Raw genomic sequence first — 26,614 nt, 5'->3', positions numbered from 1 at the left:
TCATCTTGTACGACTGGCGTCGGATCAGGCCAGCGAGCCGTCGATGCCTTTGCAAGCGGCGACCAGACCTTTGACGGCGTCGACCGATTTGTCGAACATCGCCTGCTCGTCCTTGTTCAGCTTGATGTCGATGACCTTCTCGATGCCGTTGGCACCGATCACGGTCGGGACGCCGACATAAAGACCGTTCAGGCCGTAAGCGCCGTCCACATAGGCCGCGCAGGGCAGGACGCGCTTCTGGTCTTTCAGATAGGCTTCCGCCATCTCGATGGCCGAGGTCGCCGGAGCGTAGAAGGCCGAGCCGGTTTTCAGCAGGCCAACGATCTCGGCACCGCCGTCGCGGGTGCGCTGGACGATCGAGTCCAGTTTCTCTTGGCTGGTCCAGCCCATCGAGACCAGATCCGGCAGCGGGATGCCGCCAACGGTCGAGTAACGGGCCAGCGGGACCATCGTGTCGCCGTGGCCGCCCAGAACGAAGGCGGTGACGTCGCGCATCGAGACGCCGAATTCCAGCGACAGGAAGTGACGGAAACGCGCCGAGTCCAGCACGCCGGCCATGCCGACGACTTTCTCATGCGGCAGGCCCGAGAACTCGCGCAGAGCCCAGACCATCGCGTCCAGCGGGTTGGTGATGCAGATCACGAAGGCGTTCGGAGCGTGCTTGGCAATGCCTTCGCCGACCGATTTCATGACCTTGAGGTTGATGCCCAGAAGATCGTCGCGCGACATGCCCGGCTTGCGCGGAACGCCAGCGGTCACGATGCAGACATCGGCACCGGCGATATCGGCATAGTCATTGGCGCCCTTCATCACGGCGTCGAAGCCTTCGGACGGGCCCGACTGCGCGATGTCCAGTGCCTTGCCCTGAGGCGTGCCCTCGGCGATGTCGAACAGGACGACGTCGCCCAGTTCCTTCATCGCGGCCAGGTGCGCCAGCGTGCCGCCGATCTGACCTGCGCCGATGAGAGCGATCTTGGGTCGGGCCATGGTAAACCTCCGATTTCCATGATTGGTTCGCGCGGTGGCGTATTCCCTTGCTTGGCAATTCGCAAGCCTTGCCCGTCAAATCCTGCATATTTCACCGTGATCCGGCAGGGTCCCGCCTGCTTTCCCAGCAGGTTAGCGATAGCAGGCCGCAAGGGTCCTGCGCATTGCATCGCGTCCAGCCATGGCCTAGTCCGGCAACGGGGCAGGGAGCATGCGCAATGGGACTGGATGTCTGGGGCTGGGTCTTGGGAATCGTCGCGGCCTTTGCGGTCGGGCTGGCCAAGGGCGGACTGGCGATGGTGGGGGTGATCTCGGTCCCGCTGATGTCGCTGGTCATGTCGCCGGTGCAGGCGGCGGGGATATTGCTACCTGTCTATATAGCGTCAGATATCGGCGGGCTGATCGCCTTTCGCCGCAGCTTTGACCGGCGGGTGCTGGCGACGCTGCTGCCCGGCGCCGTGGCAGGGATCGGGCTGGGTTGGGCTACGGCGCATCTGGTCGATGACAGTTTTGTCGGTCTGATCATCGGGGTGATCGGGCTGGTCTTTGCGCTGAACGCGCTGCTGCGTCCTGCGCATCTGGGGCTTGGCCGTGCGCCCGACATGGGGCGCGGCACCTTCTGGGGGCTGCTTTCGGGCTATACCAGCTTTGTGTCGCATTCCGGCGCGCCGCCCTATCAGGTCTATGCTCAGCCGTTGCGGCTGGAGCCTATGGTCTTTGCCGGTACGACGACGATCTTTTTCGCCATCTGCAATGCGGTCAAGCTGGTCCCCTATGCCTTTCTTGGCCAGCTTTCGCTGCATAACCTGTCGGTGGCGGCAGTGCTGATGGTGCCGGGGGTGATCGGCGTGATCTGCGGGTTGTGGATCATCCGGCGCATGCCCTCGACCGTATTCTACAAGTTCATCACCTGGGCGCTGATCCTTGTATCGCTGCGGCTGATCTGGGTGGCGCTGTGACGCGCCCGGCCAAGGCTTGCGATTCGACCGCTTTGCCGTCAGCGTCGCCCACGACATCCGACCCGAGGTAACGATGACCCGACCCTGCCGCTCAGTCCTTTATATACCCGCCGCAAATGCCCGTGCGATGGATAAGGCGCGCAGCCTGCTTGCGGATGCGATCATCTTCGATCTTGAGGATGCAGTGACGCCTGCCGAAAAGCCCGCCGCGCGGGCGCTGCTGGCGCAGGCTTTGCGGCAGGATTACGGCGGGCGGCTGCGCATCGTGCGGATCAACGGTCTGGACAGCGCGTGGGGTGCCGATGACGCCCGCGCCTTCGCGGCCGGGGCCGATGCGGTGCTGGTCCCCAAGGTGTCGCGTCCCGAGGATCTGGATGAGGTCGCGGCCCTGATCCCCGACACGCCGCTATGGGCGATGTTGGAAACCGCCGCGGGCATGCTGAACGCGGCACAGATTGCCGCCCATCCCCGGCTGCAGGGCATGGTCATGGGCACGAATGATCTGGCCAAGGAGCTGAACGCCCGTTTCCGGGCCGACCGGCTGCCGATGATGGCGGGTCTGGGCCTGTGCTTGCTGGCAGCCCGCGCACATGGGCGTATCATCGTCGATGGCGTCTTCAATGCCTTCAAGGATGACGAGGGCCTGCGCGCCGAATGCGAGCAGGGCCGCGACATGGGTTTTGACGGCAAGACCCTGATCCATCCCGCCCAGCTTTCCATAGCCAACGCGGTCTTTGGCCCGTCCGAGGCCGAGATCGATCTGGCCCGCCGCCAGATCGCCGCGCATGAGCAGGCCGCCGCACAGGGTCTGGGCGTCGCCGTTCTGGACGGCCGCATTGTCGAGAATCTGCATGTCGTGACCGCCCGCGCCACCTTGGCCAAGGCCGAGGCGATTGCCAAAATGACGGCCTGACGCCAACCTGCCCGCAAACGCATCCAGCAAGGGAATAGCCAGATGTTGATCCTGATCCTTGGCGTGGCCCTGTGGTGGGGCGCGCACCTGTTCAAGCGCGCCGCCCCAGGAACCCGTGCCGGCATGGGCGAAAAGGGCAAGCGGCTGGTGACGGCGGCGCTGATCGCCTCGGTCCTGCTGATGATCCTTGGCTACCGGATGAGCGACGGTCCCTATTGGTGGGGTGCGAGCGCCCCCCTGAAGGGCATCAACAACCTGCTGGTGCTGGCGGCATTCTATCTGTTCGCGGCGGCGGGGATGAAGACCCGCATCACCCGCAGCCTGCGCCATCCTCAGCTGACCGGCTTTGCGCTATGGGCCTTTGCCCATCTGCTGCCCAATGGCGACCTGCCCAGTTTCATCCTGTTCGGTGGGTTGCTGCTCTGGGCCTTGGCGGAAATGGCGGCTATCAACCGGGCCGAGCCGGGCTGGACCCCGCCCGCCGGACCCTTCCCGGTGAAAAAGGAAATCATGGCGGTGGTTGGGGCCGTCATCGTCATGCTGGTGGTGGGGCTGGTCCATCGCGGGCTTGGCTACAACCCATTCGGAGGCTGACATGCCCAAGATTTACCGCCTGCTGACCGAGGATGACACGTCGGAATTCTGCCACAAGGTCAGCGCGGCATTGTCCAAGGGCTGGGAACTGCATGGCGCGCCCTCGATCGCCTTCGACGCGGCGCGCGGCGTCATGCGCTGCGCGCAGGCTGTGACCAAGGAAATCGCGGATGATTATCACCCCGAGATGAAGCTGGGCCAGCAGTGACCCGCAGGGGGTGGCGCTTTGCGTGATGGAATCGCTCAGGTTTCCGCGTGAAGTTTCCGCTCCGTCACTGATACCGCAACCAGCCGCAGAGGTACTTGTCCGCTGTGATCACGGGCGGCAACAGCGTGATCACAAACCGCAATTTTTCGTGAATATCCCCCTTTCCGTCGGCTTCGTCCCGTGACAGTGACGGCAAAACGACTAGAAGCAGAGCCAATTTCTCGGCCAGCCCTTGCCGCCAGCCGCCGCGCGAGCTTGGGCCCCTGAACGCAGGAGAGCGCATCATGGCTGACGTCAACCGGGGCAACCGGCCGCTGTCACCCCATCTGCAGGTTTACCGCCTGCCACTCGCCGCCGTCACCTCGATCATGACCCGGATCACCGGTCATGCGCTGGTTGCCGGCATCGTGCTGATCGTCTGGTGGCTTGCCGCCGCCGTGGCCTCGCCGGGCGCTTTCGCCTGCGTCGACTGGCTGGTGCGGTCCTGGCTGGGCTTCATCATCCTGACCGGCTCGATGTGGGCACTGTGGTACCACCTGCTCGCCGGTCTGCGTCACATGTTCTATGACGCGGGTTACGGTCTTGAGATCGAGCAGGCGCAAAAATCCAGTCAGGCGATCATCGCTGGCTCGGTTGTGCTGGCCGTGCTGACCCTGATCATTTTCTTCGCGTTCTGAGGAAAGGCGGCACCATGCGTTACATCACCCCCCGCAAATCCGCCCAAGGCCTTGGTTCGGCCCATGAAGGCACCCAGCATCACTGGGCGATGACGGTTACCGCCGTCGCGCTGCTGATCCTGACGCCGCTGTTCATGATCACCATCGCCCGCGCCATCGGTCTGCCGCGCGAACTGGTTCTGGCCTATTTCGCCCGTCCCTTCCCGGCGCTGATCACCGGTCTTTTCGTCATCGTGGGCATGCTGCACTTCATCAAGGGCACGCGCATCATGATCGACGACTACTTCCAGGGTGGGGTGCGCAAGGGCGCCATCATCCTTTCCGTCATCTTCGGCTGGGCGGTCATCGCCACCGCCGTTTACGCGCTGGCCCGCATGGGCCTGGGCGCGATCGTCGTGCTTTGAGGTTCCCCAATGGCTGCTTATAAATACGAAACGCACGAATATGATGTCGTCGTCGTGGGCGCCGGTGGGGCTGGTCTGCGCGCGACGCTGGGCATGGCCGAACAGGGCCTGCGCACGGCTTGCGTGACCAAGGTCTTCCCGACCCGTTCGCATACCGTCGCGGCACAGGGCGGCATTGCCGCCTCGCTGTCGAACATGGGCCCGGACAGCTGGCAGTGGCACATGTATGACACCGTCAAGGGCTCGGACTGGCTGGGCGATACCGACGCCATGGAGTATCTGGCGCGTGAGGCCCCCAAGGCCGTCTACGAGCTTGAGCATTACGGCGTGCCCTTCTCGCGCACCGAAGAGGGCAAGATCTACCAGCGTCCCTTCGGCGGCCACACCACCGAATACGGTGAAGGCCCGCCGGTGCAGCGCACCTGTGCTGCCGCCGACCGCACTGGCCACGCCATCCTGCACACGCTGTATGGCCAGTCGCTGAAGGAAAAAGCCGAGTTCTTCATCGAATACTTCGCGCTGGACCTGATCATCACCGATGGCAAATGCACCGGCGTCGTCTGCTGGAAGCTTGATGACGGCACGATGCATGTCTTCAACGCCAAGATGGTCGTTCTGGCCACCGGCGGCTATGGCCGCGCCTATTTCAGCGCCACCTCGGCCCATACCTGCACCGGCGACGGTGGCGGCATGGTGGCCCGCGCCGGCCTGCCGCTGCAGGACATGGAATTCGTGCAATTCCACCCGACCGGCATCTATGGCTCGGGCTGCCTGATCACCGAGGGTGCCCGCGGCGAAGGCGGCTACCTGACCAACTCGGAAGGCGAGCGTTTCATGGAACGCTATGCGCCGACCTACAAGGATCTGGCCTCGCGCGATGTGGTGTCGCGCTGCATCACCATGGAAATCCGCGAAGGCCGCGGCGTGGGCGAGCACAAGGACCACATGTTCCTGAACCTGATGCACCTGCCGCCGGAAAGCCTGGCCGAGCGTCTGCCGGGCATCTCGGAATCGGCCAAGATCTTTGCTGGCGTCGACGTGACGCGCGAGCCGATCCCGATCCTGCCGACCGTTCACTACAACATGGGCGGCATCCCGACCAACTACTGGGGCGAGGTGCTGAACCCGACCGAGGATGCTCCGGACGCGACCTTCCCTGGCCTGATGGCTGTGGGCGAGGCCGGTTGCGCTTCGGTGCATGGGGCGAACCGTCTGGGCTCGAACTCGCTGATCGACCTAGTGGTCTTTGGCCGCGCCGCCGCGATCCGCGCCGGTCAGGTTGTCGACCGCGACTCGCCGATCCCGGTCACCAATACGGAATCGGTCGACAAGGCGCTGGACCGCTTCGACCGCATCCGTAACGCGAACGGTTCGATTTCGACCGCCGAGCTGCGTCTGGAGATGCAAAAGACCATGCAGGCCGATGCCGCCGTCTTCCGCACCGACGCCACGCTGGCCGAGGGCATGGAGAAGATGAAGGTCATCGCCGCCAAGATGGATGACCTGAAGGTCACCGACCGCAGCCTGATCTGGAACAGCGACCTGATGGAAACGCTGGAACTGACCAACCTGATGCCGAACGCGTTGGCGACCATCGTCGGCGCCGAGGCACGTAAGGAAAGCCGCGGCGCCCATGCCCATGAGGACTGGCCCGAGCGGGATGATGCCAACTGGCGCAAGCACTCGCTTGCGTGGATCGAAGGCAACGATGTTAGACTGGCCTATCGCCCCGTCCATCTCGAGCCTCTGACCACGGCCGAGGAAGGCGGGATCGATTTGAAAAAAATCGCACCCAAAGCGAGGGTTTATTGATGCGTCTTCCTCTTGTCCTGACCGTTGCCGCGCTGGCCCTTTCGGGCTGCGTGGTGCAAGGCCCGACGACCGCGCCGGCACCCGTGCCGCAGGTCCAGCCGCCGAAACCCGCGCCCGATGCGGCCGTGCGCTCGAATGCGCGCGTCGTCATCAACCGCGAGATGGCCAAGCGCCTGCCGGGTGCGAATGTCGCGCCCTATACCGATTGCGTGATCCAGAACGCGACCACGGCCGAACTGGCCGGCATCGCGGATTCGGGCGCGACCGGGGCCAGCGATGCGGTGGCCTCGATCGTCAGCCGTCCCTCGACGACGCAATGCATCGCGGGTGCGGCAGCCGCGGCCAAGACGGCCGCCTGATGGCAGGGCGCGGCGCGCTGATGGCCCTGATCCCCGGCTTTCTGGGGATGGCCGCCTGCGCGCCGGTGCCGGTCGAACAGGCCGAGCGGAACTGCCTTCAGGCCGCCCGCGACGCCACCGGACCCCGCACCGAGATCGGTCTGGGGTTGGGATCGGGCGGCTATCGCAGCGGCTATGTCGGCTTCGAGGTTTCGTCGGATTACCTTTACGGGCGCGATCCCGCCGAGGTGTTCGACGCCTGTGTCCGTCGCCGCTCGGGCCAGCCGCCTAAGCGGCCGCTACAAGAACAACCGGGCTGGAGCGCGTGATGTCGCCCCTCAGCCATGCTACCCAGCCTACCGCATGACGGCGGTCTGACCACCAGGAGTTACCCAATGGTCCAACTTACCCTTCCCAAGAACAGCCGCATGCGGGTCGGCAAGACCTGGCCCAAGCCCGAAGGCGCCAAGAACGTTCGCCGCTTCAATATCTACCGCTGGGACCCGGATACCGGGGAAAACCCCCGCATCGACACCTATTTCATCGATCTCGATAAATGCGGCCCGATGGTTCTGGACGCGCTGATCAAGATCAAGAATGAGATCGACCCGACCCTGACCTTCCGCCGGTCCTGCCGCGAGGGGATCTGCGGCTCCTGCGCGATGAACATCGACGGCGGCAACCGTCTGGCCTGTATCTTTGGCATCGACGAAGTGACCGGCAAGGACGTGAACATCTATCCGCTGCCGCATATGCCGGTGGTCAAGGACCTGATCCCGGACCTGACCCATTTCTATGCCCAGCACGCCTCGGTGAACCCCTATCTGATCACCGAGACGCCGACCCCGGACAAGGAATGGCGCCAGTCGATCGAGGACCGCAAGAAGCTGGACGGTCTGTATGAATGCGTCATGTGCGCGTCCTGCTCGACCTCGTGCCCCAGCTACTGGTGGAACGGCGACCGTTACCTCGGGCCAGCGGCGCTTCTGCACGCCTATCGCTGGATCATCGATTCGCGCGATGAAGCGACCGGTGAGCGTCTGGATGCGCTGGAAGATCCCTTCAAGCTCTATCGCTGCCACACGATCATGAACTGCACGAACACTTGCCCGAAGGGTCTGAACCCGGCCAAGGCAATTGCTTCGATCAAGCACATGATGGTCGATCGCATCGTCTGATTTGCCATCAGGGCATGGCCGCTATGCGGCCAATTGCCCAGGAAATCGCGGCGCCGCACTGGATTTCGGTGCGGCGCGACGCTATCTGACCGGGCAGGGAGGATTGGATTCGTTCGATCCCGGAGCTGCCAGATGACGACCCCCGAGACCCTGAAAGACGCCGCCAAGATCGCCGTGCTGAACCGTGCCGCCGCCCCGGCTGCGACCGAAGCCATGGCCGTCCTTGAACAGATGTATGGCTATTTCAGCTTTGAACCGCTGCCCTATGAGGCTGCAGAAGAACGCCTCGCCGCCTGATTGCGACGAATGGTTGATGATGATGGCGCGGCTTTTCGGCCGCGCTTTTGTCATTTCCCCGTGCTGCCCTGCCGGGTATTCGTGAAACGGTGAGTGTCACGCGGTTGGATTGATATTCACCGTTTTTCAAATACCCATGCCGAGCTTTCCGCAGGCGCGGCGGTCAGAACTCGATCGGTGCCATCACCACGGGCTCGATCACCTCGACACCGGGTAGGCCCGCCTTCAAGGCATCGGCTGACTGCTCCAGCAGCGGGAAGGTCTTGTAATGGCAGGGGATCACGGTCTTGAAGTTGAAGTATTTCCGTGCCGCCCATGCGGCGCGCTTCATGTCCATGGTGAAATGACCGCCCGCTGACAGGATGCCGATATCGGGCTGGTGATATTCGCCCATCCAGCCCATATCGGCCATGATGTCGGTATCGCCCGAGACATAGATCACATGGCCCTCGCCCGCGATCATGTAGCCGGATTCGTGACCGGCATAGATCGGGCCCTCATTGCCTTCGAGCGATGAGGAGTGGCTGGCATTCACCATGGTGACCTTGGCCCCGCCCAGATCGACCGTGCCGCCCTTGTTGAAGCCGACCCCCTGGATGCCCTGATGGGTTTCCCAGGTGCTGATCAGGTCATAGATGCCGACAACCGGGATTTTCAGCTCGCGCGCGATGGTCAGCGTGTCACCGGTATGGTCGCCATGTCCGTGGGTCAGCAGGATATGGGTGGCACCCGCAATGGCCTGATCGCGGCTCTCGGCGGGAAAGACCGGATTGCCGGACAGCCAGGGGTCGATCAGGATCACGGCGTTCTCGATCTCAAGCCGGAAGCCGGAATGGCCAAGCCAGGTCAGTTTCATGGGGAGGGTTCCTTTCCTTCGCCGTGGCATCCTGCCAAGCGGTGCCGCCGTCGTAAAGTTCCATGCGGGGCAGGGCCTCCCGGCGCTTGCCCCGACCCGGCGCGGGGGGTAAACCCACGCCCAAGCGAAAAGGAGCCCCCATGTCGATCACAGAGGACGAAGCCCGCAAGGTCGCGCATCTGGCGCGCATCGCGGTTGCTGATGCGGACCTGCCGGCCTTGGCGCAGGAGCTGAATGGCATCCTGCATTTCATGGAACAATTGAACGAGGTCGATGTCGAGGGTGTCGAGCCCATGACCGGCGTCGAGCCGATGCGCCTGAAGCGGCGCGAGGATGTCGTCACCGACGGCGAACAGCAGGATCTGGTCCTGAAGAACGCGCCCGATGCGCGTGAAGGCTTCTTTGCCGTGCCGAAGGTGGTGGAATGAGCGATCTGAACAAACTGACCATTGCCGGGGCTCGCGACGCGCTGGCCAAGGGCGAAACCACCGCGGTCGAACTGACCGAGGCCTGCATTTCGGCGATCGAGGGCTCGGGGGCGCTGAACGCCTTCGTCCATAACACGCCCGAGATGGCGCGTGACATGGCTGCTGCCGCCGATGCGCGGATCAAGGCGGGCGATGCCAAGGCCATGACCGGGATTCCGGTTGGCGTGAAGGATCTGTTCTGCGTGAAAGGCGTGCCCAGCCAATCGGCCAGCCGCATCCTTGAAGGCTTCGTCCCGCAATATGAATCGACCGTGACCCAGAACCTATGGGATCAGGGCGCGGTCATGCTGGGCAAGCTGAACCAGGATGAGTTCGGCATGGGCTCCTCGACCGAGAACAGCGTTTACGGCCCGACCGTCAACCCGTGGAAACTGGGTGATGGCGTGGACCGGACGGCAGGTGGCTCCTCGGGCGGCTCGGCGGCGGCGGTAGCGGCGGATCTGTGCCTTGCCGCGACCGCGACCGATACCGGTGGTTCGATCCGCCAGCCTGCGGCATTCACCGGCACGGTGGGCCTGCGCCCGACCTATGGCCGGGTCAGCCGCTGGGGCGTGATCGCCTATGCCTCGTCGCTGGACCAGGCCGGGCCGATCACCAAGACGGTGCGCGATGCGGCGATCATGCTGGGCGCGATGGCCTCGGTCGATGCCAAGGATTCGACCAGCGCCGACCGTCCGGTTCCGGATTACGAATCCGCCCTGACCGGCGACATCCGCGGCAAAAAGATCGGTATCCCGAAGGAATATCGCATCGACGGCCTGTCGGACGAAATCGACGGGCTGTGGTCGCGCACCGCGGAAATGCTGCGCGATGCCGGGGCCGAGGTGGTCGATATCAGCCTGCCGCATGCGAAATACGCGCTGCCCGCCTATTACGTCATCGCTCCGGCCGAGGCATCCTCGAACCTCGCGCGCTATGACGGCGTGCGCTATGGCCGCCGCGCCAAGCTGGGCGCAGGCGATGGCGTGGTCGAGATGTATGAGCGCACCCGCGCCGAAGGCTTTGGCCCCGAGGTCCAGCGCCGCGTCATGGTCGGGACCTATGTCCTGTCGGCAGGCTTCTACGACGCCTATTACAACCGTGCCCGCAGGGTCCGCGCGCTGATCAAGCGCGATTTCGATCAGGCCTATGCCGCCGGGATCGACGCGATTCTGGCGCCGACCACCCCCAGCGCGGCCTTTGGTCTGGGCACGGCGGATAAAAGCAATCCGGTCGAGATGTATCTGAACGACGTCTTTACCGTCACGCTGAACCTTGCCGGTCTGCCGGGGATTTCGGTTCCCGTGGGTCTGGACAAGCAGGGTTTGCCGCTTGGAATGCAACTGATCGGACGTCCTTGGGACGAGGGTGGGCTGTTGAACCTTGCGCAATCACTGGAAACTGCGGCAGGATTTGCATCAAAACCGGCGCGCTGGTGGTAAGCAGCCCGGAACTGGAGGGTGCGTGATGCAACGACTGGCGATCCTGACCATGCTGGCCTCGGTTCTGGCGGTGGCGGGCTGTAACGAGAATACCGGCTGGAATCCGAATTACAGCGCGATCCGCAATGGGACGCCCTATGCGGCCTATTTGCAGAAGCGTGAGGTCGCATTGGTCGGGCAGGGTCCTGTTCCGCAGGTGATCCCGGTCCAACTGCCAGCCAACGCCCCTTCGGTTCTGGATCTGGGTGCAACGCCCACCTCGACCACGCCCGCCAAGGCCGTTCTGGTCGAGGGCAGCCGCGCGCCTGTCACCACCACTGGTCCCTATGCCGGGACCACGCCGGTTCTGGTGAAATACGCCCATCAGGAACAGCAAAATCCCGGCACGTCGCTTTACAAGCGGACCGGCGGTTCGGTCGCGCAATCGGCGCGGCTGTGCAGCAACTATCCTTCGGTCGATGCGGCGCAGCGCGGCTTCATCGCCAATGGTGGGCCGCTTCTGGACCCGCGTGGCATGGACCCGGACGGGGACGGCTTCGTCTGTGGCTGGGACCCGCGCCCGGTCAGGCAGTCGAACGGGCTTTGAGCCCTTCGCCCAATCACGGCGACCGGCGCGGGCAGCGCCCGGAACTGGTCGTCCTGCACTATACCGGCATGGCGGATGGGCCATCGGCCCGGGCGCGTCTATGCGACCCGGAAGCCGAGGTCAGCGCCCATTGGCTGATCCATGAGGACGGCGCGACCGAGGCCTTGGTCCCCGAGGATCGCCGGGCTTGGCATGCCGGGGCTGGAAGCTGGCGGGGGCGTGAGGATGTGAACTCGCGTTCCATCGGGATTGAGCTGGTCAATCCCGGCGACCGGCCCTTTCCCGAACCTCAGATGGCGGCGCTGGAAGCATTGTTGCCTTTGATCATGGCGCGCTGGGATATTCCCGCCGCCGCGATCATCGCTCATTCCGACATGGCCCCGGATCGCAAGATCGATCCCGGTCCGCGTTTCGACTGGCGCAGGTTGGCCCTGCAGGGGCTGGCCGACTGGCCGAAAGCGCCGGGACCGGACCTGCCGCTAACCGCCAGCCTGACCACCATCGGCTATCCCGACAGCCCGGTTGCGCTGTCGGCCTTTCGCCTGCGCTTCCGTCCCTGGGCCGATGGCCCTGAGGATGCCACCGACCGCAGCTTGGCTGCGGGTCTGGCGGCTCAGCGGTAAAGTGCCGCGATCCTTCGGGCCTCGTCCTGCAAGCCATAGGGCGGGTTCAGCACGAACATGCCCGAGCCAACCATGCCGTGACCGGGCCGCGCGGGCGGGAAACGCACCTCTGAGAGCAGTGCCTGGGGGTGGTCCTTCATCAGGGCGCGAACCATCGGGGCCTGCCGGTCATCGGTCAGGATCGGATACCACAGCGCGATGACGCCGACGTTCCATTTGCGATGCAGCAGCCCGATCTGGCGGGGAACCGCGTCGTAATCGGCCTTGACCTCATAGCTGGGGTCGATCAGCAGCAGCCCACGACGCGGCATCGGCGGGCAAACCGCCTGCGCCATCGCGAAGCCGTCCTGCTTGTGCAGATAGGCAAAGCCGCCGACGCGGGACAGGGCCTCATGCTCGGCCGGGTGCAGCTCGGCCAGATGGGCATTGTCCTCGGGGCGCAGGAAGTAGCGCGCGATCAGCGGTGAGCCAGGATAGGCATTCGGCCCGTGCATATGGCGGATCTGCTCCAGCGCGGCTTGCAGCGGGTGATCCTGGGGCAACCAGTTTTCGGCCAGCGCCCGGGTGATGCCAGCGCGTGCCTCCCCGGTCTTTTCCGATTCCGGGCCGGACAGGTCGTAAAGACCGCGCCCAGCATGGGTTTCGATATAGCTCAGGGCTTTTGGCTTGGCGGTCAGGTAATCCAGCATCCACGCAAGCAGCGCGTGCTTGTGCAGGTCGGCCAGATTCCCGGCGTGATAGGCGTGCTGATAGGACAACATGTCCCGGCAATATCCGTCTTGTGCAGAAATGAAAAGCGGCGGTGCCCAGGGAGGAGGAGGGGCACCGCCGCGTAACGCCGGCCCAGGGAGGAGGAGGGGCCGCGTATGGGGTGCGGTCCATGGCAGGGAGGAGGAGCCATCGACCGCGAGCAGACGACCCAGGGAGGAGGAGGGGCCGTCGCATTCGAATTTCCCGAACGGTGGTTTTTCGGCGGCACCCTCAGGGAGGAGGAGGAGGGTGCCGCCTGAACCGCGAAGCCCAGGGAGGAGGAGGGGCTTCACCGTATAAGGTCGGCGACACCCTCAGGGAGGAGGAGGAGGGTGTCGCCTGAACTGCAAGGCCCAGGGAGGAGGAGGGGCCTTACGGTATAAGGTCGGTGGCACCCTCAGGGAGGAGGAGGAGGGTGCCACCTGAACTGCGAAGCCCAGGGAGGAGGAGGGGCTTCACGGTATTAGGGCGGCGACATCCTCAAGGGAGGAGGAGGAGAGGATGCCGCCTGAACCCGGACCCAAGGGAGGAGGAGAGGGTCGGGTATTCTATTCTTTTATTTCGACCCCCAGGCGGCTTCGTAAGCCACGCTGCGGATCATCGAGCGGTTGATCCCCAGATCGGCAAGCTCGCGACCAGTCAGGTCGTTCAGCTCGCGCACGGTCTGGCGAAACAGCGCCCGGCGAGAGAAGTAATCGCGCAGATCGGCCAGAAGGTTCCCGAAACGTCCTTCGGCAACTTCGTTTTTGCGAGCCGCGCCTTGGTTAAGTTCGATAACAGCCATATCAACCACTCTTACATCGTGTGAACTTCGGAAAAGCCCGTCGTTCTATTAGGGCGAACATGCTCTTTCTGCTGCAAATGCACAAGAGACGGGGGCGTGATGCTGCTATGCAGAAACGGAATGGCTTTCGATTAACGGGGTCGCAAATCCTTCATAACTATTAACTTTTTCTGAAGTCATTGGTTCAGTATCAACGAAACCATGATAATCCGGCGCAAGTTGCGCTAGGTTTCAGTGGGTTATCACGACCAATCGGGCCGTGCTTGCCGAGGGCAGTCAAAATTGACATGCTGCGGACGCTTTGAATTCCGGGGGTCGAAATGACGATATCACGAGAACGTGTGCTTTCCGAACTGCAACAGATCGCGGTTCCGGGGGGCGGGAATCTGGTTTCGGCCGACCTCGTGCGCGCACTTTCCATTGAAAACGGCACGGTTCGATTCGTCATCGAAGCCGCCGATGCCGATGCCGCCCGTGCCATGGCGCCCGTCGAGGCCGAGGCCGAACGCCGTCTGCGGGCGATTCCCGGTGTTGAAAAGGTGCAGATCGTCATGACTGCCCCCGCCGGGCCGCGCCGCGCGCCCCCTGCCGGGGCCGAAGTCGTTGCGCGCTCTGGTCAGGGTGAGCCGCCGCCCAGCCTCAAGATCGGTCGCCACCCGACCCCGCAGGCCGGACCCGCGCCGGTCAGCGGCGTTGCCCGCATTCTTGCCATCGGTTCGGGCAAGGGCGGCGTTGGTAAATCAACCCTGACCTCGAACCTCGCGGTGGCGCTGGCGCGCGCCGGCCGTCGGGTGGGCTTGCTGGATGCCGATATCTACGGTCCCTCGCAGCCGCGCATGCTGGGTCTGACCGGGCAGCGCCCGACCAGCGAGGGCGACATGATCCAGCCCCTGCATGCCCATGGCGTCACCGTCATGTCGCTGGGCCTGATGATGAAGGAAGGCGAGGCCGTGGTCTGGCGCGGCCCGATGCTGATGGGCGCGCTGCAGCAGATGCTGGGTCAGGTGAATTGGGGCGAGCTGGACGTGCTGTTGGTGGACCTGCCGCCCGGCACCGGCGATGTGCAACTGACGCTGTGCCAGAAGGCGCAGGTCAGCGGCGCGATCATCGTCTCGACCCCTCAGGACGTGGCGCTGATCGACGCCCGCCGTGCCATCGACATGTTCAACAAGCTGAAGACGCCGGTTCTGGGTCTGGTCGAGAACATGTCCACCTATATCTGCCCGAATTGCGGCCATGAGGCGCATCTGTTCGGTCATGGCGGCGTCGCCGCCGAGGCGCAGCAGCTGGGCCTGCCCTTCCTGGGTGAGATTCCGCTGAACCTTGAGGTGCGTCTGGCGGGCGATGGCGGCACACCGATCGCGGCGACGGACGGCCCGGTCTCGGACGCTTTCACGCGTCTGGCACAGCGGCTGATTGGCGGCGGGATGGCCTGAGGCCGATTCGCCCATAGGTAGAATAAGGCAAGGGGCCCGGCGCGGCCCCTTTGTCATGCCCGACATCCGGGATCATCGGCTGGGAATTCACGGGAATGAGGCGGGAATCACGAATCACCGTGGCGTGAGCCAATGTGAGTTGCCGGAATTTACCGCGAATCCCGAAGCGCGCAGCCGGCCCTGATAACGGCTATCCCGGCGCTTGGCAGCCCGTTTCATCCGCTTTCTGGGAAAATGTGGGATTTTTGCCGCAGCTATTTTTAACTACCATATGTAGTGGTCTGGTCCCGCAAGAATTCCAAACCTTCCATTTGTGAATCTGAGGTGACAATTCGTTCCCCCGGATTCGACGGGCGGAACCCCGCCAAGACAGGGTTTCGCGCCAAACAAACCCATTGCGTCCCATGCAATCCCATGTCATCCCTTTCATCACGGAAACGGGCTTCAAGGGGCAACAAGACCCCGAAGGCGACAAGCAGGCTTCATACAGGCAACCCGCTTCCGAAACGGCCCTGTGGCGCGCGAGCAGCACCTCCCCCAGGTGGCGCAAACACAGGATCGATCCCCGAAACTACGGGGCCCAGAGATGGGAACGAGGGCGGCGGATCGGGCAGTGGCAGCAGCCCGATCCGCCCTTTCCATTTTCAGAAGACCGGAAAGGTCGGGACAGTGGAAGGAGTGCGGGCCAGTGGCGCGCAGCAGGTTCAGAGGATCCGAGGAGGTCAAGGTCGACGCGAAAGGTCGCGTTTCGATCCCGGCCAAATTCCGACGGGTCTTTGAAGCCTGTGACGACGACTGGGGCACCGGCAAGCGGGCGCGTCTGGTCATCGTGTTCGGCACCCGCGACTGGAAACATCTTCAGCTTTTCACCATGCAGGCGATGGAAGAGATCGATCAGCAGATCTCGGAACTTCCGCGCGGCAGTGCCGAACGCAACCTGCTTGAAAACATCTATTACGGACATGCGGAAGAAACCGAGATCGATAATGACGGTCGTCTTGTGCTGCCGCAGAAGCTGCGCGACAGGATCGGCCTGAGCGACAGCGCCTTCTTCATCTCATCGGGTGACAGCCTCAAGGTCTGGAGCCCCACGAATTACGAAGCGCAGGAGAGCGCCCTGGAAGACCTCGTCCCCAATTTCGAACCGGGCGCCGACCCGCTTTCCCTGCTGTCCTCAGCACCCAAGGCCGAGGCCTAGGATGTCGAGCGTGGATGATCCCCATATCTCGGTTCTGCTTGGCCCGCTTCTGCGGGCAGTGGCACCTGTTTCCGGCACCTGGGTCGATGGCACTTTCGGCGCGGGCGGCTATGCGCGCGGGCTTCTGGCACAGGGCGCGGACAAGGTCATCGGCATCGACCGCGATCCTTCGGTGTTCAGCATGGCGCAGGAATGGGCCGGGGAATATGGCGACCGCCTGAAGCTGGTCGAGGGCACGTTTTCCGACCTCGACGCGCTGGCGGGTGAGCAGGTCGATGGCGTCGTGCTGGATCTGGGCGTCAGCTCGATGCAGCTGGATCAGGCCGAGCGCGGCTTTTCGTTCATGCGCGATGGGCCGCTGGACATGCGGATGGGCGGCGACGGGCCGACGGCGGCCGATCTGCTGAACACCATGCCCGAGCAGGTCATTGCCGATGTGCTGTATCTGTACGGTGAAGAGCGCGCCTCGCGCCGGATCGCCAAGGCCATCGTGGCCGCGCGCCCGCTGAGCCGCACCGGGCAGCTTTCGGATATTGTCGGTGGCTGCCTGCCTCGGCCCAAGCCCGGCCAAAGCCATCCCTCGACCCGGACCTTTCAGGCGATCCGCATCTGGGTGAATGACGAATTCGGCCAGTTGGTCGCGGGCCTGTCGGCTGCCGAACGCGCGCTTCGTCCCGGCGGCAAGCTGGCCGTGGTCAGTTTCCATTCGCTTGAGGACCGGATCGTCAAGCGCTTCATGCAGACGCGCTCGAACAGCGCCGGGGGTGGCAGCCGTCATGCGCCGGAAGTGGCGCAGGACGAAGCGGCCTTTACCCTGCCGTTCCGCCGTGCCATCGGCCCGGATGACTCCGAACTGGCCGCCAACCCGCGTTCGCGCTCGGCGCTGCTGCGGGTCGGGATCAGGACAACGGCCCCCGCGGGTCGGGTCGATTCCCAGATGCTGGGCCTGCCCCGGCTGAGTGAAAGGGGGGTCTGATGCGCTCGGTCCTGTATCTGCTGACAACCTTGGCAGTGATGGGAATGGCGTTCTGGGCCTATCGCGAGAATTACAGCACGCAGGCCGCGCTGACCGAAATGGGATCAGTCCAGCGCGAGATCGCCACGCTCCGCGAGGATCTGGGCGTGCTGCGCGCTGAATGGGCCTTTCTGAACCGGCCCGACCGGCTGCAGGATCTGGTCAACCTGAACTTCGACAAGCTCAAGCTGATGCCCTTTGATTCCAGCCAGTATGTCGATGTGGTGCAGGTCAGCTTTCCCACACCGAAACCGGCGGCCGCGCCGCTTGATCCGCTGGGGCTGCTCACCAGCCCGGACAATGTGCCCGTCGAACGTCCCGCGGGCTTCCCGCCCATCAGACCACAGGAGAGGACGCCATGATCCGCACCCCCCTGCGACCTCTGGCGCGCATCCTTCGCGCCCGCGAAACCGGCGAGAATCCCGACGCGATCGAGGCCGAGAACCTCGCCCAGCGTCACGCGGTCATTCAGGACGGGGCGCGGAACCGCGCGCAGGGCCGGCTGTTCATCATGGCGATGGCCTTTGTCGCGGCCTTCGCCACCGTGGGCATTCGCATGGGTGCGATGGCCGCCAGCCAGCCCAGCGAGCCGCGCGCGCAGGCGACGGGCGCGCAGATCATCTCGCAGCGGGCAGACATCACCGACCGTCATGGCCGCGTGCTGGCGACGAACCTGCTGACTCATTCGCTTTATGCCCATCCCCGGCAGATGGTCGATCCCAATGCCGCCGCCGAAAAGCTGGCCGCGATCTTTCCCGACCTGAATGCCGAGCGGTTGAAAGAGGATTTTTCGGGCAAGCGTAGCTTCCTTTGGATCAAGAAGAAGATCTCGCCCGAGCAGATGCAGGCCGTCCATGACATTGGCGAGCCGGGCCTGCTGTTCGGTCCGCGCGAAATGCGCCTTTACCCCAATGGCCGCATCGCCAGTCACATCCTTGGCGGCTCGACCTTTGGCAAGGAAGACGTGGCCAGCGCCGAGGTGGTCGGCGTCGCCGGCGTCGAGAAGGCCTTTGATCGCTGGCTGCGCGATCCGGCCAATGACGGCGCGCCGCTTAGCCTGTCGGTGGACCTGACCGTTCAGGCCGCGATGGAGGAGATGCTGTCGAACGGCATGAAGGTCATGCAGGCCAAGGGTGCCACCGGCATCCTGATGGAGGTCAAGACCGGCGAGATCGTCGCCATGGCCAGCCTGCCGGATTTCGATCCGAATGACCGTCCGCGTCCGCTGCTTACCGGCGACCCGTCGGACAGCCCGCTGTTCAATCGCGCGGTGCAGGGCCAGTATGAGCTTGGCTCGACCTTCAAGATTTTCCCGGTGGCGCAGGCGCTGGACCTCAAGCTGGTCAACGCCAACACGATGATCAACGCCAATGCTCCGATGCGGATCGGTAAGTATCTGATCAACGAATTCCGCAATCACAATTACGGCACGCTGTCGGTGACCGATATCATCGTGAAATCCTCGAACGTGGGGACGGTGCGGGTTGCGCAACTGCTGGGCGCCGAACGTCAGCGCGATTTCCTTGAGCGTCTGGGCTTCTTTGAGCCGACCCCGGTCGAAATGAGCGAGGCCCCGACCGGCAAGCCGCTGGTGCCCAAGCGTTGGCCTGCCGTTACCTCGGCCACCGTGTCCTTTGGCCACGGTCTGGCCGCCAGCCCGCTGCATCTGGCCACCGCCTATGCCACCATCGCCAATGGCGGCAAGCGCGTCTCGCCGACCTTGGTGCATGAGCGGAGCCGTAAGGAGGGCGAGCAGGTCCTGTCGCCGCAGGCCGCGCAGACCGCCGTGCAATTGCTGCGTCAGGTCGTCGTCCGGGGCAGCGGTCGCAGCGCCAATGTCGAGGGCTACGAGGTTGCCGGCAAGACCGGTACCGCCGACAAGCCGCGCCCCACGGGTGGCTATTACAAGAACAAGGTGGTCTCGACCTTTGCCTCGGTCTTCCCGGCCAGCAACCCGGAATATGTGCTGGTGGTGTCACTGGATGAGCCGACTTCGACCGGTGCGGGCGGCGAAAGCCGCACCGCCGGCGCGACCTCGGCCCCCGTCGCCGGAGAGATGGTTCGTCGCCTCGCGCCGCTTCTGGGCCTGCGCCCGATCACCGAGACCCCGCTTCCCGTGGTTGAACGCCCGCTGGCGGATGGGATAAAGCTCGTCTCGAACTGAGAAACGAGGTTTCCGTGACTGACCGGGCCATGCGACTGTCCCTTCTGGGGCTACGAGGGGACAAGGGGCGCGACCCCGATGTGACGGGAATCAGCGTCGATTCACGCGAGACAAGGCCCGGACATCTGTTCGCGGCCCTGCCGGGATCGGCACGTCACGGGGGCGAGTTCATCCAATATGCGCTGCGACAGGGGGCAGGCGCGATCCTGACCGACCGTCAGGGCGCGGACATTGCCGCGGCCGAGCTGGCTGCATCCGACGCCGCGCTGGTCGTGGCCGAAGACCCGCGCGCGGCGCTGGCAGGGGCTGCGGCCCTGTGGTTCGCGGCTCAGCCGGAAACCATGGTCGGAATCACCGGCACCTCGGGCAAGACCTCGGTCGCCACCTTCACCCGGCAGATCTGGCAAGAACTGGGGCATAAGGCGATCAGCCTTGGCACGATGGGGGTGCAGGGCGACTATCAGTCGAAACTGGCGCATACGACGCCCGATCCCCTGACCCTTCACCGCGTTCTGGCCGAGGCCGCAGCGGCGGGGGTCACCCATGCCGCGATGGAGGCAAGTTCCCACGGGCTGGATCAGCGGCGTCTGGACGGGGTCAGGCTAAAGGCCGGTGGCTTCACCAATTTCAGCCAGGACCATCTGGATTACCACAAGGACTTCGACGACTACTTCTCCGCCAAGGCTCTGCTTTTCAACCATATTCTGGATGAAGGCGCAGGCGCGGTCATCAATATCGACGATCCGCGCGGACGCCAGATGGCCCAGATCGCGCGGGATCGCGGGCTGGCCCTGACCACTGTCGGACGCGACGGCGCGGCGGATCTGCGCATTCTTGGTCAGCGCTATGACGCGACCGGGCAGGATCTGCGTTTCAGCTGGCAGGGACAGGCGCATCTGATCCGCCTGTCGCTGATCGGCGGTTTTCAGGCCGAAAACGTGCTGGCCGCCGCTGGTCTGGTGATCGCGGCGGGCGATGATCCGTCGCGGGTCTTTGACACGCTGCCGCAACTGACCACGGTGCGTGGCCGGATGGAACTGGCCGCGATGCGCGACAATGGCGCGGCGGTGTTTGTCGATTACAGCCACAAGCCGGGGGCATTGGCCTCGGCACTGCAATCCCTGCGTCCGCATGTGATGGGCCGCATCATCGTGGTCTTTGGTGCGGGTGGCGACCGTGATCGTCTGAAACGCCCGCTGATGGGCGAGGCGGCGCGCGAATTCGCCGATCTGGTCTTTGTCACCGACGACAACCCGCGCAGCGAAGACCCGGCCGCGATCCGCGCCGAGGTCATGGCCGGTGCAGGCCCCGAGGCCATCGAGGTCGGCGACCGGGCCGAGGCGATCCTGCGCGGTGTCGATGCCCTGCAACCCGGCGACGCGCTGTTGATCGCGGGCAAGGGCCACGAGACCGGCCAGATCATCGGCAATGACATTTATCCCTTTGATGACGCAGAGCAGGCCTCGGTTGCCGTGGCGGCGCTGGATGGCAAGATATGACGCTTTGGACTTCGCAGGACGCGGTTGCCGCAACCGGGGGCCGCGCCACCCGTGATTTCGTGATCACCGGCGTTTCCATCGACACCCGGACCATCCAGCCCGGTGATCTGTTCGTGGCGCTGGCCGCTGCGCGGGATGGGCATGATTTTGTGGCGCAGGCGCTGGAAAAGGGCGCGGGCGCGGCTTTGGTCAGCCGCATCCCCGAAGGCATCGCGGATGACGCGGCCCTGCTGGTCGTGCCCGATGTGCTGGAGGCGCTTGAGGCGCTTGGCCGCGCCGGTCGCGCGCGCATGCAGGGCAAGGTCATCGCCATCACCGGTTCGGTGGGCAAGACTTCGACCAAGGAAATGGCCCGCATCGCGCTGGCCGGGCAGGGGCGCATCCACGCCGCCGAGGCCAGCTACAACAACCATTGGGGTGTGCCGCTGACGCTGGCGCGGATGCCTGTCGACACCGATTTCGCCATTATCGAGATCGGCATGAACCATCCCGGCGAGATCGAGCCTTTGGCCCGTCTGGCCCGCCCGCATGTCGCCATGATCACCACCGTCGCCGCCGCCCATCTTGAGGCTTTCGGCGCGATCGAGGGCATCGCCCACGAAAAGGGCGCAATCTTCCGGGGGCTACTGCAACCCGGTACGGCCATTGTGCCCGAGGATCTGCCCGTGACCCAGATCCTGCGCGATTGTGCCGACGATTCGGGGGCCATCGTCATCGGCTTTGGCCAGCAGGGCATGGCCCGCCCGATCAAGGCCGAGACGGTCGACGGCGTGACGCAGGTCCGGGCGCGGGTGCTGGGCGAGACGATCGATTTCACCCTGGCCAGCGCCGGCACGCATTTCGTGATGAACGCGGTCGGTGTGCTGGCGGCACTGGGGGCCGCAGGGGCCGATGTCGCGGTCGCTGCCAAGGCGCTGTCCGACTGGCGGCCGCCGCTGGGTCGCGGCGCGGTCGAGGATCTGGACGGTCTGCGCCTGATCGACGACGCCTATAACTCCAACCCGACCTCGCTTTCGGCCGGACTGGCAACGCTGGCCCGGCTGACCGGGGGGCGCCGCGTGGCGATTCTTGGCGACATGCTGGAGCTTGGCCCCGATGAGATCGCCATGCATCGCGGCATGGCGGATGACCCGGCCATGGCCTCGGTTGATGTGGTTCATACCGCCGGGCCGCGCATGCGTGCCCTGCACGACGCGCTGCCCGAGGCGCGCCGCGGCATCCATGCCGAGACCGCAGCAGAGCTGGCCGCGCGGGTCGGAGAGCTGGCAGGCCTCGGCGATATCGTGCTGGTCAAGGGCTCGAAATCCTCGAAAGTCTCGACAGTGGTTGACGCCCTGCGGCGGACGCGGCAAAGCACGCCGCCTGGCGAAAGGAACAAGTAATGCTTTACTGGCTTGCGTCCCTCTCTGACGGCGGTGATTTTTTTAACCTTTTCAGGTATATCACCTTCAGGGCGGGCGGCGCTTTCTTCACGGCGCTGATCTTTGGATTTTTCTTCGGCCGACCTCTGATCGACCTCTTGCGTCGCAAGCAGAAAAAGGGCCAGCCGATCCGCGACGATGGCCCGCAGAACCACTTCTCCAAGGCCGGGACCCCGACCATGGGCGGGTTGCTGATTCTGGCGGCGCTGGCCGTCGGCACGCTGCTTTGGGCGCGGCTGGACAATGGCTATGTCTGGATCGTGCTGCTGGTGACGCTGGGCTTCGCGGCGATCGGCTTTGCCGATGACTATGCCAAGGTCACCAAGCAGCACCATGCCGGGCTGTCGGGCCGGGTGCGGCTGTTGATCGGGCTGTGCATCTCGGCGGGCGCTGCAGTGGCTGCGGCCTATCTGCATCCGCCGGCGCTAAGCGGCCAGCTGGCGCTGCCCTTCATGAAGGACGCGCTGCTGAACCTGTCGATCCTGTATGTGCCGTTCTGCGTTCTGGTGATTCTGGGCGCGGCCAATGCGGTGAACCTGACCGACGGTCTGGACGGGCTGGCGATCATGCCGGTGATGATTGCGGCGGCCAGCTTTGCCATCATCGCCTATATGGTCGGCAACGCGAACTTCGCGAATTACTTGGGCGTGCATTTCGTGCCGGGCACGGGTGAGTTGGCGGTCTTTGTCGCGGCGCTGATCGGCGGGGGCTTGGGCTTCCTGTGGTACAACGCGCCCCCGGCTGCGGTGTTCATGGGGGACACCGGCTCGCTGGCTTTGGGCGGTGCGCTTGGCGCCATCGCTGTGGTGACCAAGCACGAGATCGTGCTGGCCATCGTCGGCGGGCTGTTCGTGGTCGAGGCGCTGTCGGTGATCATTCAGGTTCTGTATTTCAAGCGCACCGGAAAGCGGGTCTTCCTGATGGCCCCCATCCACCACCACTTCGAGAAGAAAGGCTGGGGCGAGGCCCAGATCGTGATCCGCTTCTGGATCATCGCGCTGATCCTTGCGCTGATCGGGCTGGCGACGCTGAAGCTACGCTAAGCCCGCCGTTGCGGTGCGCTGAAGCGCACCCTACGATGCTGCGAATGTCCCGTAGGGTGCGCTTCAGCGCACCGTCCCTGAGGTGAAGAATGATTCCCGTCCAAGGCGTCGAAAACCAGACCATCGCCGTGCTCGGCCTTGGCCGCTCCGGCCGCGCCACCGCCGCAGCCCTTGCCGAGGGCGGAGCCACAGTCGTCGTCTGGGACGATGGCGCCGATACCCGCGCTCAGGCCGAAGCCGATGGCATGACCGTCCTCGACCTGACCCGCGACGCGAACTGGGATGGCGTCGCTGCCCTGATCACCAGCCCCGGAATCCCGCATCTTTACCCGAAACCCCACCCGGTCATCGCCAAGGCCTATGAGCTTGGCGTGCCGGTGGACAATGATATCGGCCTGTTCTTCCGCAGCTTTGCGACCCGCGACTGGGACCAGTTCGACACGGCCCCCCGCGTCATCGCCATCACCGGCTCGAACGGCAAGTCGACCACCACCGCGCTGATCCACCATATCCTGAAAGAAGCCGGTCGCCCGACCCAGATCGGCGGCAATATCGGGACCGGTGTCCTGTCGCTGGAACCGGCCATCGATGGCGAGGTGGTGGTGCTCGAACTGTCCAGCTACCAGACCGACCTTGCCCGCGCGCTGACCCCGGACATCGCGGTATTCACCAATCTCTCACCCGACCATCTGGACCGCCACGGTGGCCCCGGTGGTTATTTCGCGGCCAAGCGTCGCCTGTTTGCCGAAGGTGGCCCCGACCGCGCCGTGATCGGCGTCGATGAGGTCGAGGGGCGCTACCTTGCCGACCAACTGGCCATGGGGCCGGCTGACGACCGCGTCATCCGCATCTCCTCGGGACAAAAGCTTGAACGCTTCGGCTGGTCGGTTTTTGCCCGCAAGGGCTTCCTGTCGGAATACCGCAAGGGCCGTCAGGTCGCATCATTGGATCTGCGCGAGGTCACCGGCCTTCCGGGCGAGCACAACCACCAGAACGCCGCTGCTGCCTATGCCGCGATCCGCGCCGTGGGCATTGCCCCGCGCGAGATCGAGCGCGCCTTCCACAGCTTCACCGGCCTTCCGCATCGCAGCCAGACCATCGCCGAAATCGACGGTGTCCGCTGGGTCAATGACAGCAAGGCGACCAATGTCGATGCCGCGGCCAAGGCGCTGACCGCCTTCCAGAACATCCGCTGGATCGCTGGCGGCATGGGCAAGGACGGCGGGATCGAGGCACTGGCGCCGCATCTGGGTCAGGTGGTCAAGGCCTATCTGATCGGCCATTCCGCCCGCGATTTCGCCTTGCAGATCGGCCAGACCCCTTACGAAATCGCGGAAACCATGGATCAGGCCGTCGCCCGCGCGCGCGCCGAGGCCCAGCCGGGTGAAACCGTGCTGCTCGCCCCCGCCGCCGCCAGCTTCGACCAGTACCCCAATTTCGAAAAACGCGGAGAGCATTTCACCGCGCTGGTGCAGGCGCTGAAGCCCTGATTTCACCGTTTCTCAAATACCCGCCACGGCATCGCGGTCGGGCGCAGCGATGAATATGAAAAGGCCCCGGCGCGAACCGGGGCCTTCTTTTTCATGTTCGGGCAGGGATCAGAACGAATAGCCGACGCGGATACCCGCACCCCAAAGCTCGTTGTCATCGGTCTTGCCGACTTCGGTCTTGTTGCCGGAATAGCCGACGCCCAGATCCGCATCACCAAGCTTGGAATAGTTGATCCCGGTCGAGATCTTGATGTTGTCGATCGTATAGATCGCGGCAACCTGGATGCCCTTGCGCCCGTCATAGGGTGCCAGCGGCGAGATCAGCCCGCCCACGCTTGGCTCATAGATGAAGGCGACCGAACCCGACCAGTTCTCGTTGAACTTGCGGCCCACGCCGATGGTGTAGGTGGTGGTGTCTTCCAGCTCGACAAGCGGGATTTCCCCAAGCGGGGTCACGATCGGGAACAGGAAGTTGTCGACCTTGAATTCCGACCATTTCACCCAGCGGATAGAGCCGAACAGCAGCGTGTCCGCAGCCACGCCGGTCTGACCTTCCAGGGTCCAGCTGCGCGGCGTGGTGACCTCGTACGTACCATCCATGGTTACCGGCAGCGGGCCGCCGCTTTCGCTCTGGTCGAAGTCGTGGTCGATCTGCGAGTTATAGGTCAGCGAGACCCGCGCGGCATATTCCGGGATCTCATAGGCAACGCCTGCGACCCAGCCCATGCCCCATGCGCCGTCGATGTCCAGGTTGTAGCCCGCAGTCGACTGATAGCCTGCGCCGTCCAGCGTCACGCCGCCATCGGCATGCGAGGCGCGGATACCGCCATGGACCGAGAAATTGTTCTGGAACTTGTAGCGCAGCACGGCGGTATAGGTGGTCGAGTTCACCTCGACCCGCGTGCCGCCCAGGACCGGCGAGCCGCCATCGGTCGCCAGCGGGTAGCGCAGGTCCGAACCGAAGGGCTGCTCCATGATGAAGGCGCCCGACAGGTTTTCGGTGAACTGGTGCTTGTAGGCGAGGCCATAGAAGCCATAGCCCTGCGCCACGTCTCCGGTCTTGAAGCCCAGAATGTCATGGCCCTGAACGGTCGGGTTGACGCCACCAAAGCTCAGTTCGGCATAATTCCCATTTTCGAACAGAACGGCCAGCGACTGCGGTGCGCGCTCGATTCCCCCTGCCAGTGCCGGGGCCGTGCTGATCAGCAACAGGCCCAGCCCGGTCATCGTGTTTTTCATGTCTTCCTCCCATGCGTGGCCCGTGCGGGGGCCTCAATCGAGCATTTCGCAAGCTTTCCGTTCACGTCAATCTTATCGGGCAGTTGACGCGACGTCGCACCCCCCATTCACATCCTAAGAGTGTGACTGCGGCGCACATACAACAGCCTTTGGAGGGCCGCCGATGCGGCAAACTGACCGCCAGATTCGTTCTGAGGCTGGACATTCCTCGCGGCCCATGAAATGGGAAACTGC

At 64.3% G+C, this 26,614-nt stretch carries 29 protein-coding genes; 24 read left to right on the top strand and 5 right to left on the bottom strand.

Annotation, left to right across the window (positions count from 1 at the left end):
* Window positions 1-24: 24 nt before the first annotated feature.
* Window positions 25-987 (bottom strand): malate dehydrogenase, encoded by a 963-nt coding sequence (mdh, locus tag IB235_RS03865; protein WP_155038275.1) that lies wholly within the window; start codon window positions 985-987, stop codon window positions 25-27.
* 224 nt (window positions 988-1,211) lie between these two features.
* On the opposite strand from mdh, the gene IB235_RS03860 reads away from it, so the two are divergent.
* The 11 genes from IB235_RS03860 to IB235_RS03810 all read left to right on the top strand — a co-directional run bounded on the left by IB235_RS03860 (window position 1,212) and on the right by IB235_RS03810 (window position 8,367).
* Entirely contained in the window at window positions 1,212-1,946 is a 735-nt protein-coding gene (locus tag IB235_RS03860) for a sulfite exporter TauE/SafE family protein (protein ID WP_155038561.1), read from the top strand.
* A 73-nt stretch (window positions 1,947-2,019) separates the two neighbouring features.
* Entirely contained in the window at window positions 2,020-2,859 is an 840-nt protein-coding gene (locus IB235_RS03855) for a CoA ester lyase (protein WP_192335653.1), read from the top strand.
* A 42-nt stretch (window positions 2,860-2,901) separates the two neighbouring features.
* Entirely contained in the window at window positions 2,902-3,453 is a 552-nt protein-coding gene (locus tag IB235_RS03850; RefSeq protein WP_192335651.1) for an NnrU family protein, read from the top strand.
* 1 nt (window position 3,454) lies between these two features.
* Window positions 3,455-3,661 carry a DUF1737 domain-containing protein gene (locus tag IB235_RS03845; RefSeq protein ID WP_155038272.1) on the top strand — a complete coding sequence of 69 codons (207 nt, stop codon included), beginning with the start codon at window positions 3,455-3,457 and terminating at the stop codon, window positions 3,659-3,661.
* Between the two features lie 284 nt (window positions 3,662-3,945).
* Window positions 3,946-4,338, top strand: coding sequence for a succinate dehydrogenase, cytochrome b556 subunit (sdhC, locus tag IB235_RS03840; RefSeq protein WP_155038271.1), 393 nt, complete (start codon window positions 3,946-3,948; stop codon window positions 4,336-4,338).
* Window positions 4,339-4,352: 14 nt separating this feature from the next.
* Window positions 4,353-4,742 (top strand): succinate dehydrogenase, hydrophobic membrane anchor protein, encoded by a 390-nt coding sequence (locus tag IB235_RS03835; protein WP_155038270.1) that lies wholly within the window; start codon window positions 4,353-4,355, stop codon window positions 4,740-4,742.
* Window positions 4,743-4,751: 9 nt separating this feature from the next.
* Window positions 4,752-6,554 carry a succinate dehydrogenase flavoprotein subunit gene (gene sdhA, locus IB235_RS03830; RefSeq protein WP_192335649.1) on the top strand — a complete coding sequence of 601 codons (1,803 nt, stop codon included), beginning with the start codon at window positions 4,752-4,754 and terminating at the stop codon, window positions 6,552-6,554.
* The gene (locus tag IB235_RS03825) at window positions 6,554-6,913 is read left to right on the top strand and encodes a hypothetical protein (RefSeq protein ID WP_155038268.1); all 360 of its coding nucleotides are present in this window, start codon (window positions 6,554-6,556) and stop codon (window positions 6,911-6,913) included. The genes sdhA and IB235_RS03825 overlap by 1 nt, the downstream gene beginning before the upstream one ends.
* A complete protein-coding gene (locus IB235_RS03820) occupies window positions 6,913-7,221 on the top strand; it encodes a hypothetical protein (protein ID WP_155038267.1) in 309 nt (102 codons plus the stop codon). The genes IB235_RS03825 and IB235_RS03820 overlap by 1 nt, the downstream gene beginning before the upstream one ends.
* 66 nt (window positions 7,222-7,287) lie before the next feature.
* Window positions 7,288-8,070 (top strand): succinate dehydrogenase iron-sulfur subunit, encoded by a 783-nt coding sequence (locus tag IB235_RS03815; RefSeq protein ID WP_155038266.1) that lies wholly within the window; start codon window positions 7,288-7,290, stop codon window positions 8,068-8,070.
* A gap of 132 nt (window positions 8,071-8,202) precedes the next feature.
* The gene (locus IB235_RS03810) at window positions 8,203-8,367 is read left to right on the top strand and encodes a hypothetical protein (protein WP_155038265.1); all 165 of its coding nucleotides are present in this window, start codon (window positions 8,203-8,205) and stop codon (window positions 8,365-8,367) included.
* Window positions 8,368-8,530: 163 nt separating this feature from the next.
* Here the strand turns inward: IB235_RS03810 and IB235_RS03805 are convergent, their stop codons facing one another.
* Window positions 8,531-9,223, bottom strand: coding sequence for a metal-dependent hydrolase (locus tag IB235_RS03805; protein ID WP_192335647.1), 693 nt, complete (start codon window positions 9,221-9,223; stop codon window positions 8,531-8,533).
* A gap of 140 nt (window positions 9,224-9,363) precedes the next feature.
* On the opposite strand from IB235_RS03805, the gene gatC reads away from it, so the two are divergent.
* Genes gatC through IB235_RS03785 form a run of 4 tightly spaced genes read left to right on the top strand, consistent with a single transcriptional unit; the run spans window position 9,364 to window position 12,341 of the window.
* Window positions 9,364-9,651, top strand: a complete 288-nt coding sequence (gatC, locus tag IB235_RS03800; RefSeq protein ID WP_155038263.1) for an Asp-tRNA(Asn)/Glu-tRNA(Gln) amidotransferase subunit GatC — start codon at window positions 9,364-9,366, stop codon at window positions 9,649-9,651.
* Window positions 9,648-11,132, top strand: a complete 1,485-nt coding sequence (gene gatA, locus IB235_RS03795; RefSeq protein ID WP_192335645.1) for an Asp-tRNA(Asn)/Glu-tRNA(Gln) amidotransferase subunit GatA — start codon at window positions 9,648-9,650, stop codon at window positions 11,130-11,132. Before gatC ends, gatA begins: the two co-directional genes overlap by 4 nt.
* Before the next feature lie 25 nt (window positions 11,133-11,157).
* On the top strand, window positions 11,158-11,718 hold the full coding sequence (locus IB235_RS03790) for a hypothetical protein (protein WP_155038261.1): 561 nt from the start codon (window positions 11,158-11,160) through the stop codon (window positions 11,716-11,718).
* On the top strand, window positions 11,715-12,341 hold the full coding sequence (locus IB235_RS03785) for an N-acetylmuramoyl-L-alanine amidase (protein WP_192335643.1): 627 nt from the start codon (window positions 11,715-11,717) through the stop codon (window positions 12,339-12,341). The genes IB235_RS03790 and IB235_RS03785 overlap by 4 nt, the downstream gene beginning before the upstream one ends.
* Here IB235_RS03785 and rlmJ read toward each other — a convergent pair.
* Both rlmJ and IB235_RS03775 read right to left on the bottom strand, forming a co-directional pair.
* Window positions 12,332-13,102 carry a 23S rRNA (adenine(2030)-N(6))-methyltransferase RlmJ gene (rlmJ, locus tag IB235_RS03780; RefSeq protein WP_192335640.1) on the bottom strand — a complete coding sequence of 257 codons (771 nt, stop codon included), beginning with the start codon at window positions 13,100-13,102 and terminating at the stop codon, window positions 12,332-12,334. The two genes, IB235_RS03785 and rlmJ, sit on opposite strands and share 10 nt — an antisense overlap.
* Window positions 13,103-13,647: 545 nt before the next feature.
* Complete coding sequence (locus IB235_RS03775; protein WP_155038258.1) at window positions 13,648-13,875, bottom strand: DUF1127 domain-containing protein; 228 nt, start codon at window positions 13,873-13,875, stop codon at window positions 13,648-13,650.
* 320 nt (window positions 13,876-14,195) lie between these two features.
* Here IB235_RS03775 and IB235_RS03770 point away from each other — a divergent pair, with 320 nt between their 5' ends.
* The 9 genes from IB235_RS03770 (at window position 14,196) to murD (ending at window position 25,141) form a co-directional block, all read left to right on the top strand.
* On the top strand, window positions 14,196-15,311 hold the full coding sequence (locus tag IB235_RS03770) for an Mrp/NBP35 family ATP-binding protein (protein WP_155038257.1): 1,116 nt from the start codon (window positions 14,196-14,198) through the stop codon (window positions 15,309-15,311).
* A gap of 688 nt (window positions 15,312-15,999) precedes the next feature.
* Complete coding sequence (gene mraZ / locus IB235_RS03765) at window positions 16,000-16,509, top strand: division/cell wall cluster transcriptional repressor MraZ (RefSeq protein WP_192335638.1); 510 nt, start codon at window positions 16,000-16,002, stop codon at window positions 16,507-16,509.
* Window position 16,510: 1 nt separating this feature from the next.
* The gene (gene rsmH / locus IB235_RS03760; protein WP_192335636.1) at window positions 16,511-17,485 is read left to right on the top strand and encodes a 16S rRNA (cytosine(1402)-N(4))-methyltransferase RsmH; all 975 of its coding nucleotides are present in this window, start codon (window positions 16,511-16,513) and stop codon (window positions 17,483-17,485) included.
* Window positions 17,485-17,886: a cell division protein FtsL gene (locus IB235_RS03755; RefSeq protein ID WP_192335634.1), complete on the top strand. Its 402-nt coding sequence runs from the start codon at window positions 17,485-17,487 to the stop codon at window positions 17,884-17,886. The genes rsmH and IB235_RS03755 overlap by 1 nt, the downstream gene beginning before the upstream one ends.
* Window positions 17,883-19,688 (top strand): penicillin-binding protein 2, encoded by a 1,806-nt coding sequence (locus tag IB235_RS03750; protein ID WP_192335632.1) that lies wholly within the window; start codon window positions 17,883-17,885, stop codon window positions 19,686-19,688. Before IB235_RS03755 ends, IB235_RS03750 begins: the two co-directional genes overlap by 4 nt.
* Before the next feature lie 29 nt (window positions 19,689-19,717).
* Window positions 19,718-21,187 (top strand): UDP-N-acetylmuramoyl-L-alanyl-D-glutamate--2,6-diaminopimelate ligase, encoded by a 1,470-nt coding sequence (locus IB235_RS03745; protein ID WP_192335916.1) that lies wholly within the window; start codon window positions 19,718-19,720, stop codon window positions 21,185-21,187.
* Window positions 21,184-22,569, top strand: coding sequence for a UDP-N-acetylmuramoyl-tripeptide--D-alanyl-D-alanine ligase (gene murF / locus IB235_RS03740; protein WP_192335630.1), 1,386 nt, complete (start codon window positions 21,184-21,186; stop codon window positions 22,567-22,569). The genes IB235_RS03745 and murF overlap by 4 nt, the downstream gene beginning before the upstream one ends.
* Complete coding sequence (mraY, locus tag IB235_RS03735; protein WP_155038251.1) at window positions 22,569-23,651, top strand: phospho-N-acetylmuramoyl-pentapeptide-transferase; 1,083 nt, start codon at window positions 22,569-22,571, stop codon at window positions 23,649-23,651. Before murF ends, mraY begins: the two co-directional genes overlap by 1 nt.
* 89 nt (window positions 23,652-23,740) lie before the next feature.
* A complete protein-coding gene (gene murD, locus IB235_RS03730) occupies window positions 23,741-25,141 on the top strand; it encodes a UDP-N-acetylmuramoyl-L-alanine--D-glutamate ligase (protein WP_192335628.1) in 1,401 nt (466 codons plus the stop codon).
* Window positions 25,142-25,249: 108 nt separating this feature from the next.
* On the opposite strand, the gene IB235_RS03725 is transcribed toward murD, so the two are convergent.
* Complete coding sequence (locus IB235_RS03725; RefSeq protein ID WP_155038249.1) at window positions 25,250-26,380, bottom strand: OmpP1/FadL family transporter; 1,131 nt, start codon at window positions 26,378-26,380, stop codon at window positions 25,250-25,252.
* Window positions 26,381-26,614: the final 234 nt, after the last annotated feature.

This window comes from Paracoccus sp. PAR01 (assembly GCF_014851995.1).
Lineage (GTDB): Bacteria > Pseudomonadota > Alphaproteobacteria > Rhodobacterales > Rhodobacteraceae > Paracoccus > Paracoccus litorisediminis.
Note: the sequence above shows the minus strand (reverse complement) of the source record. Positions and strands in the feature narration are given on the sequence as shown.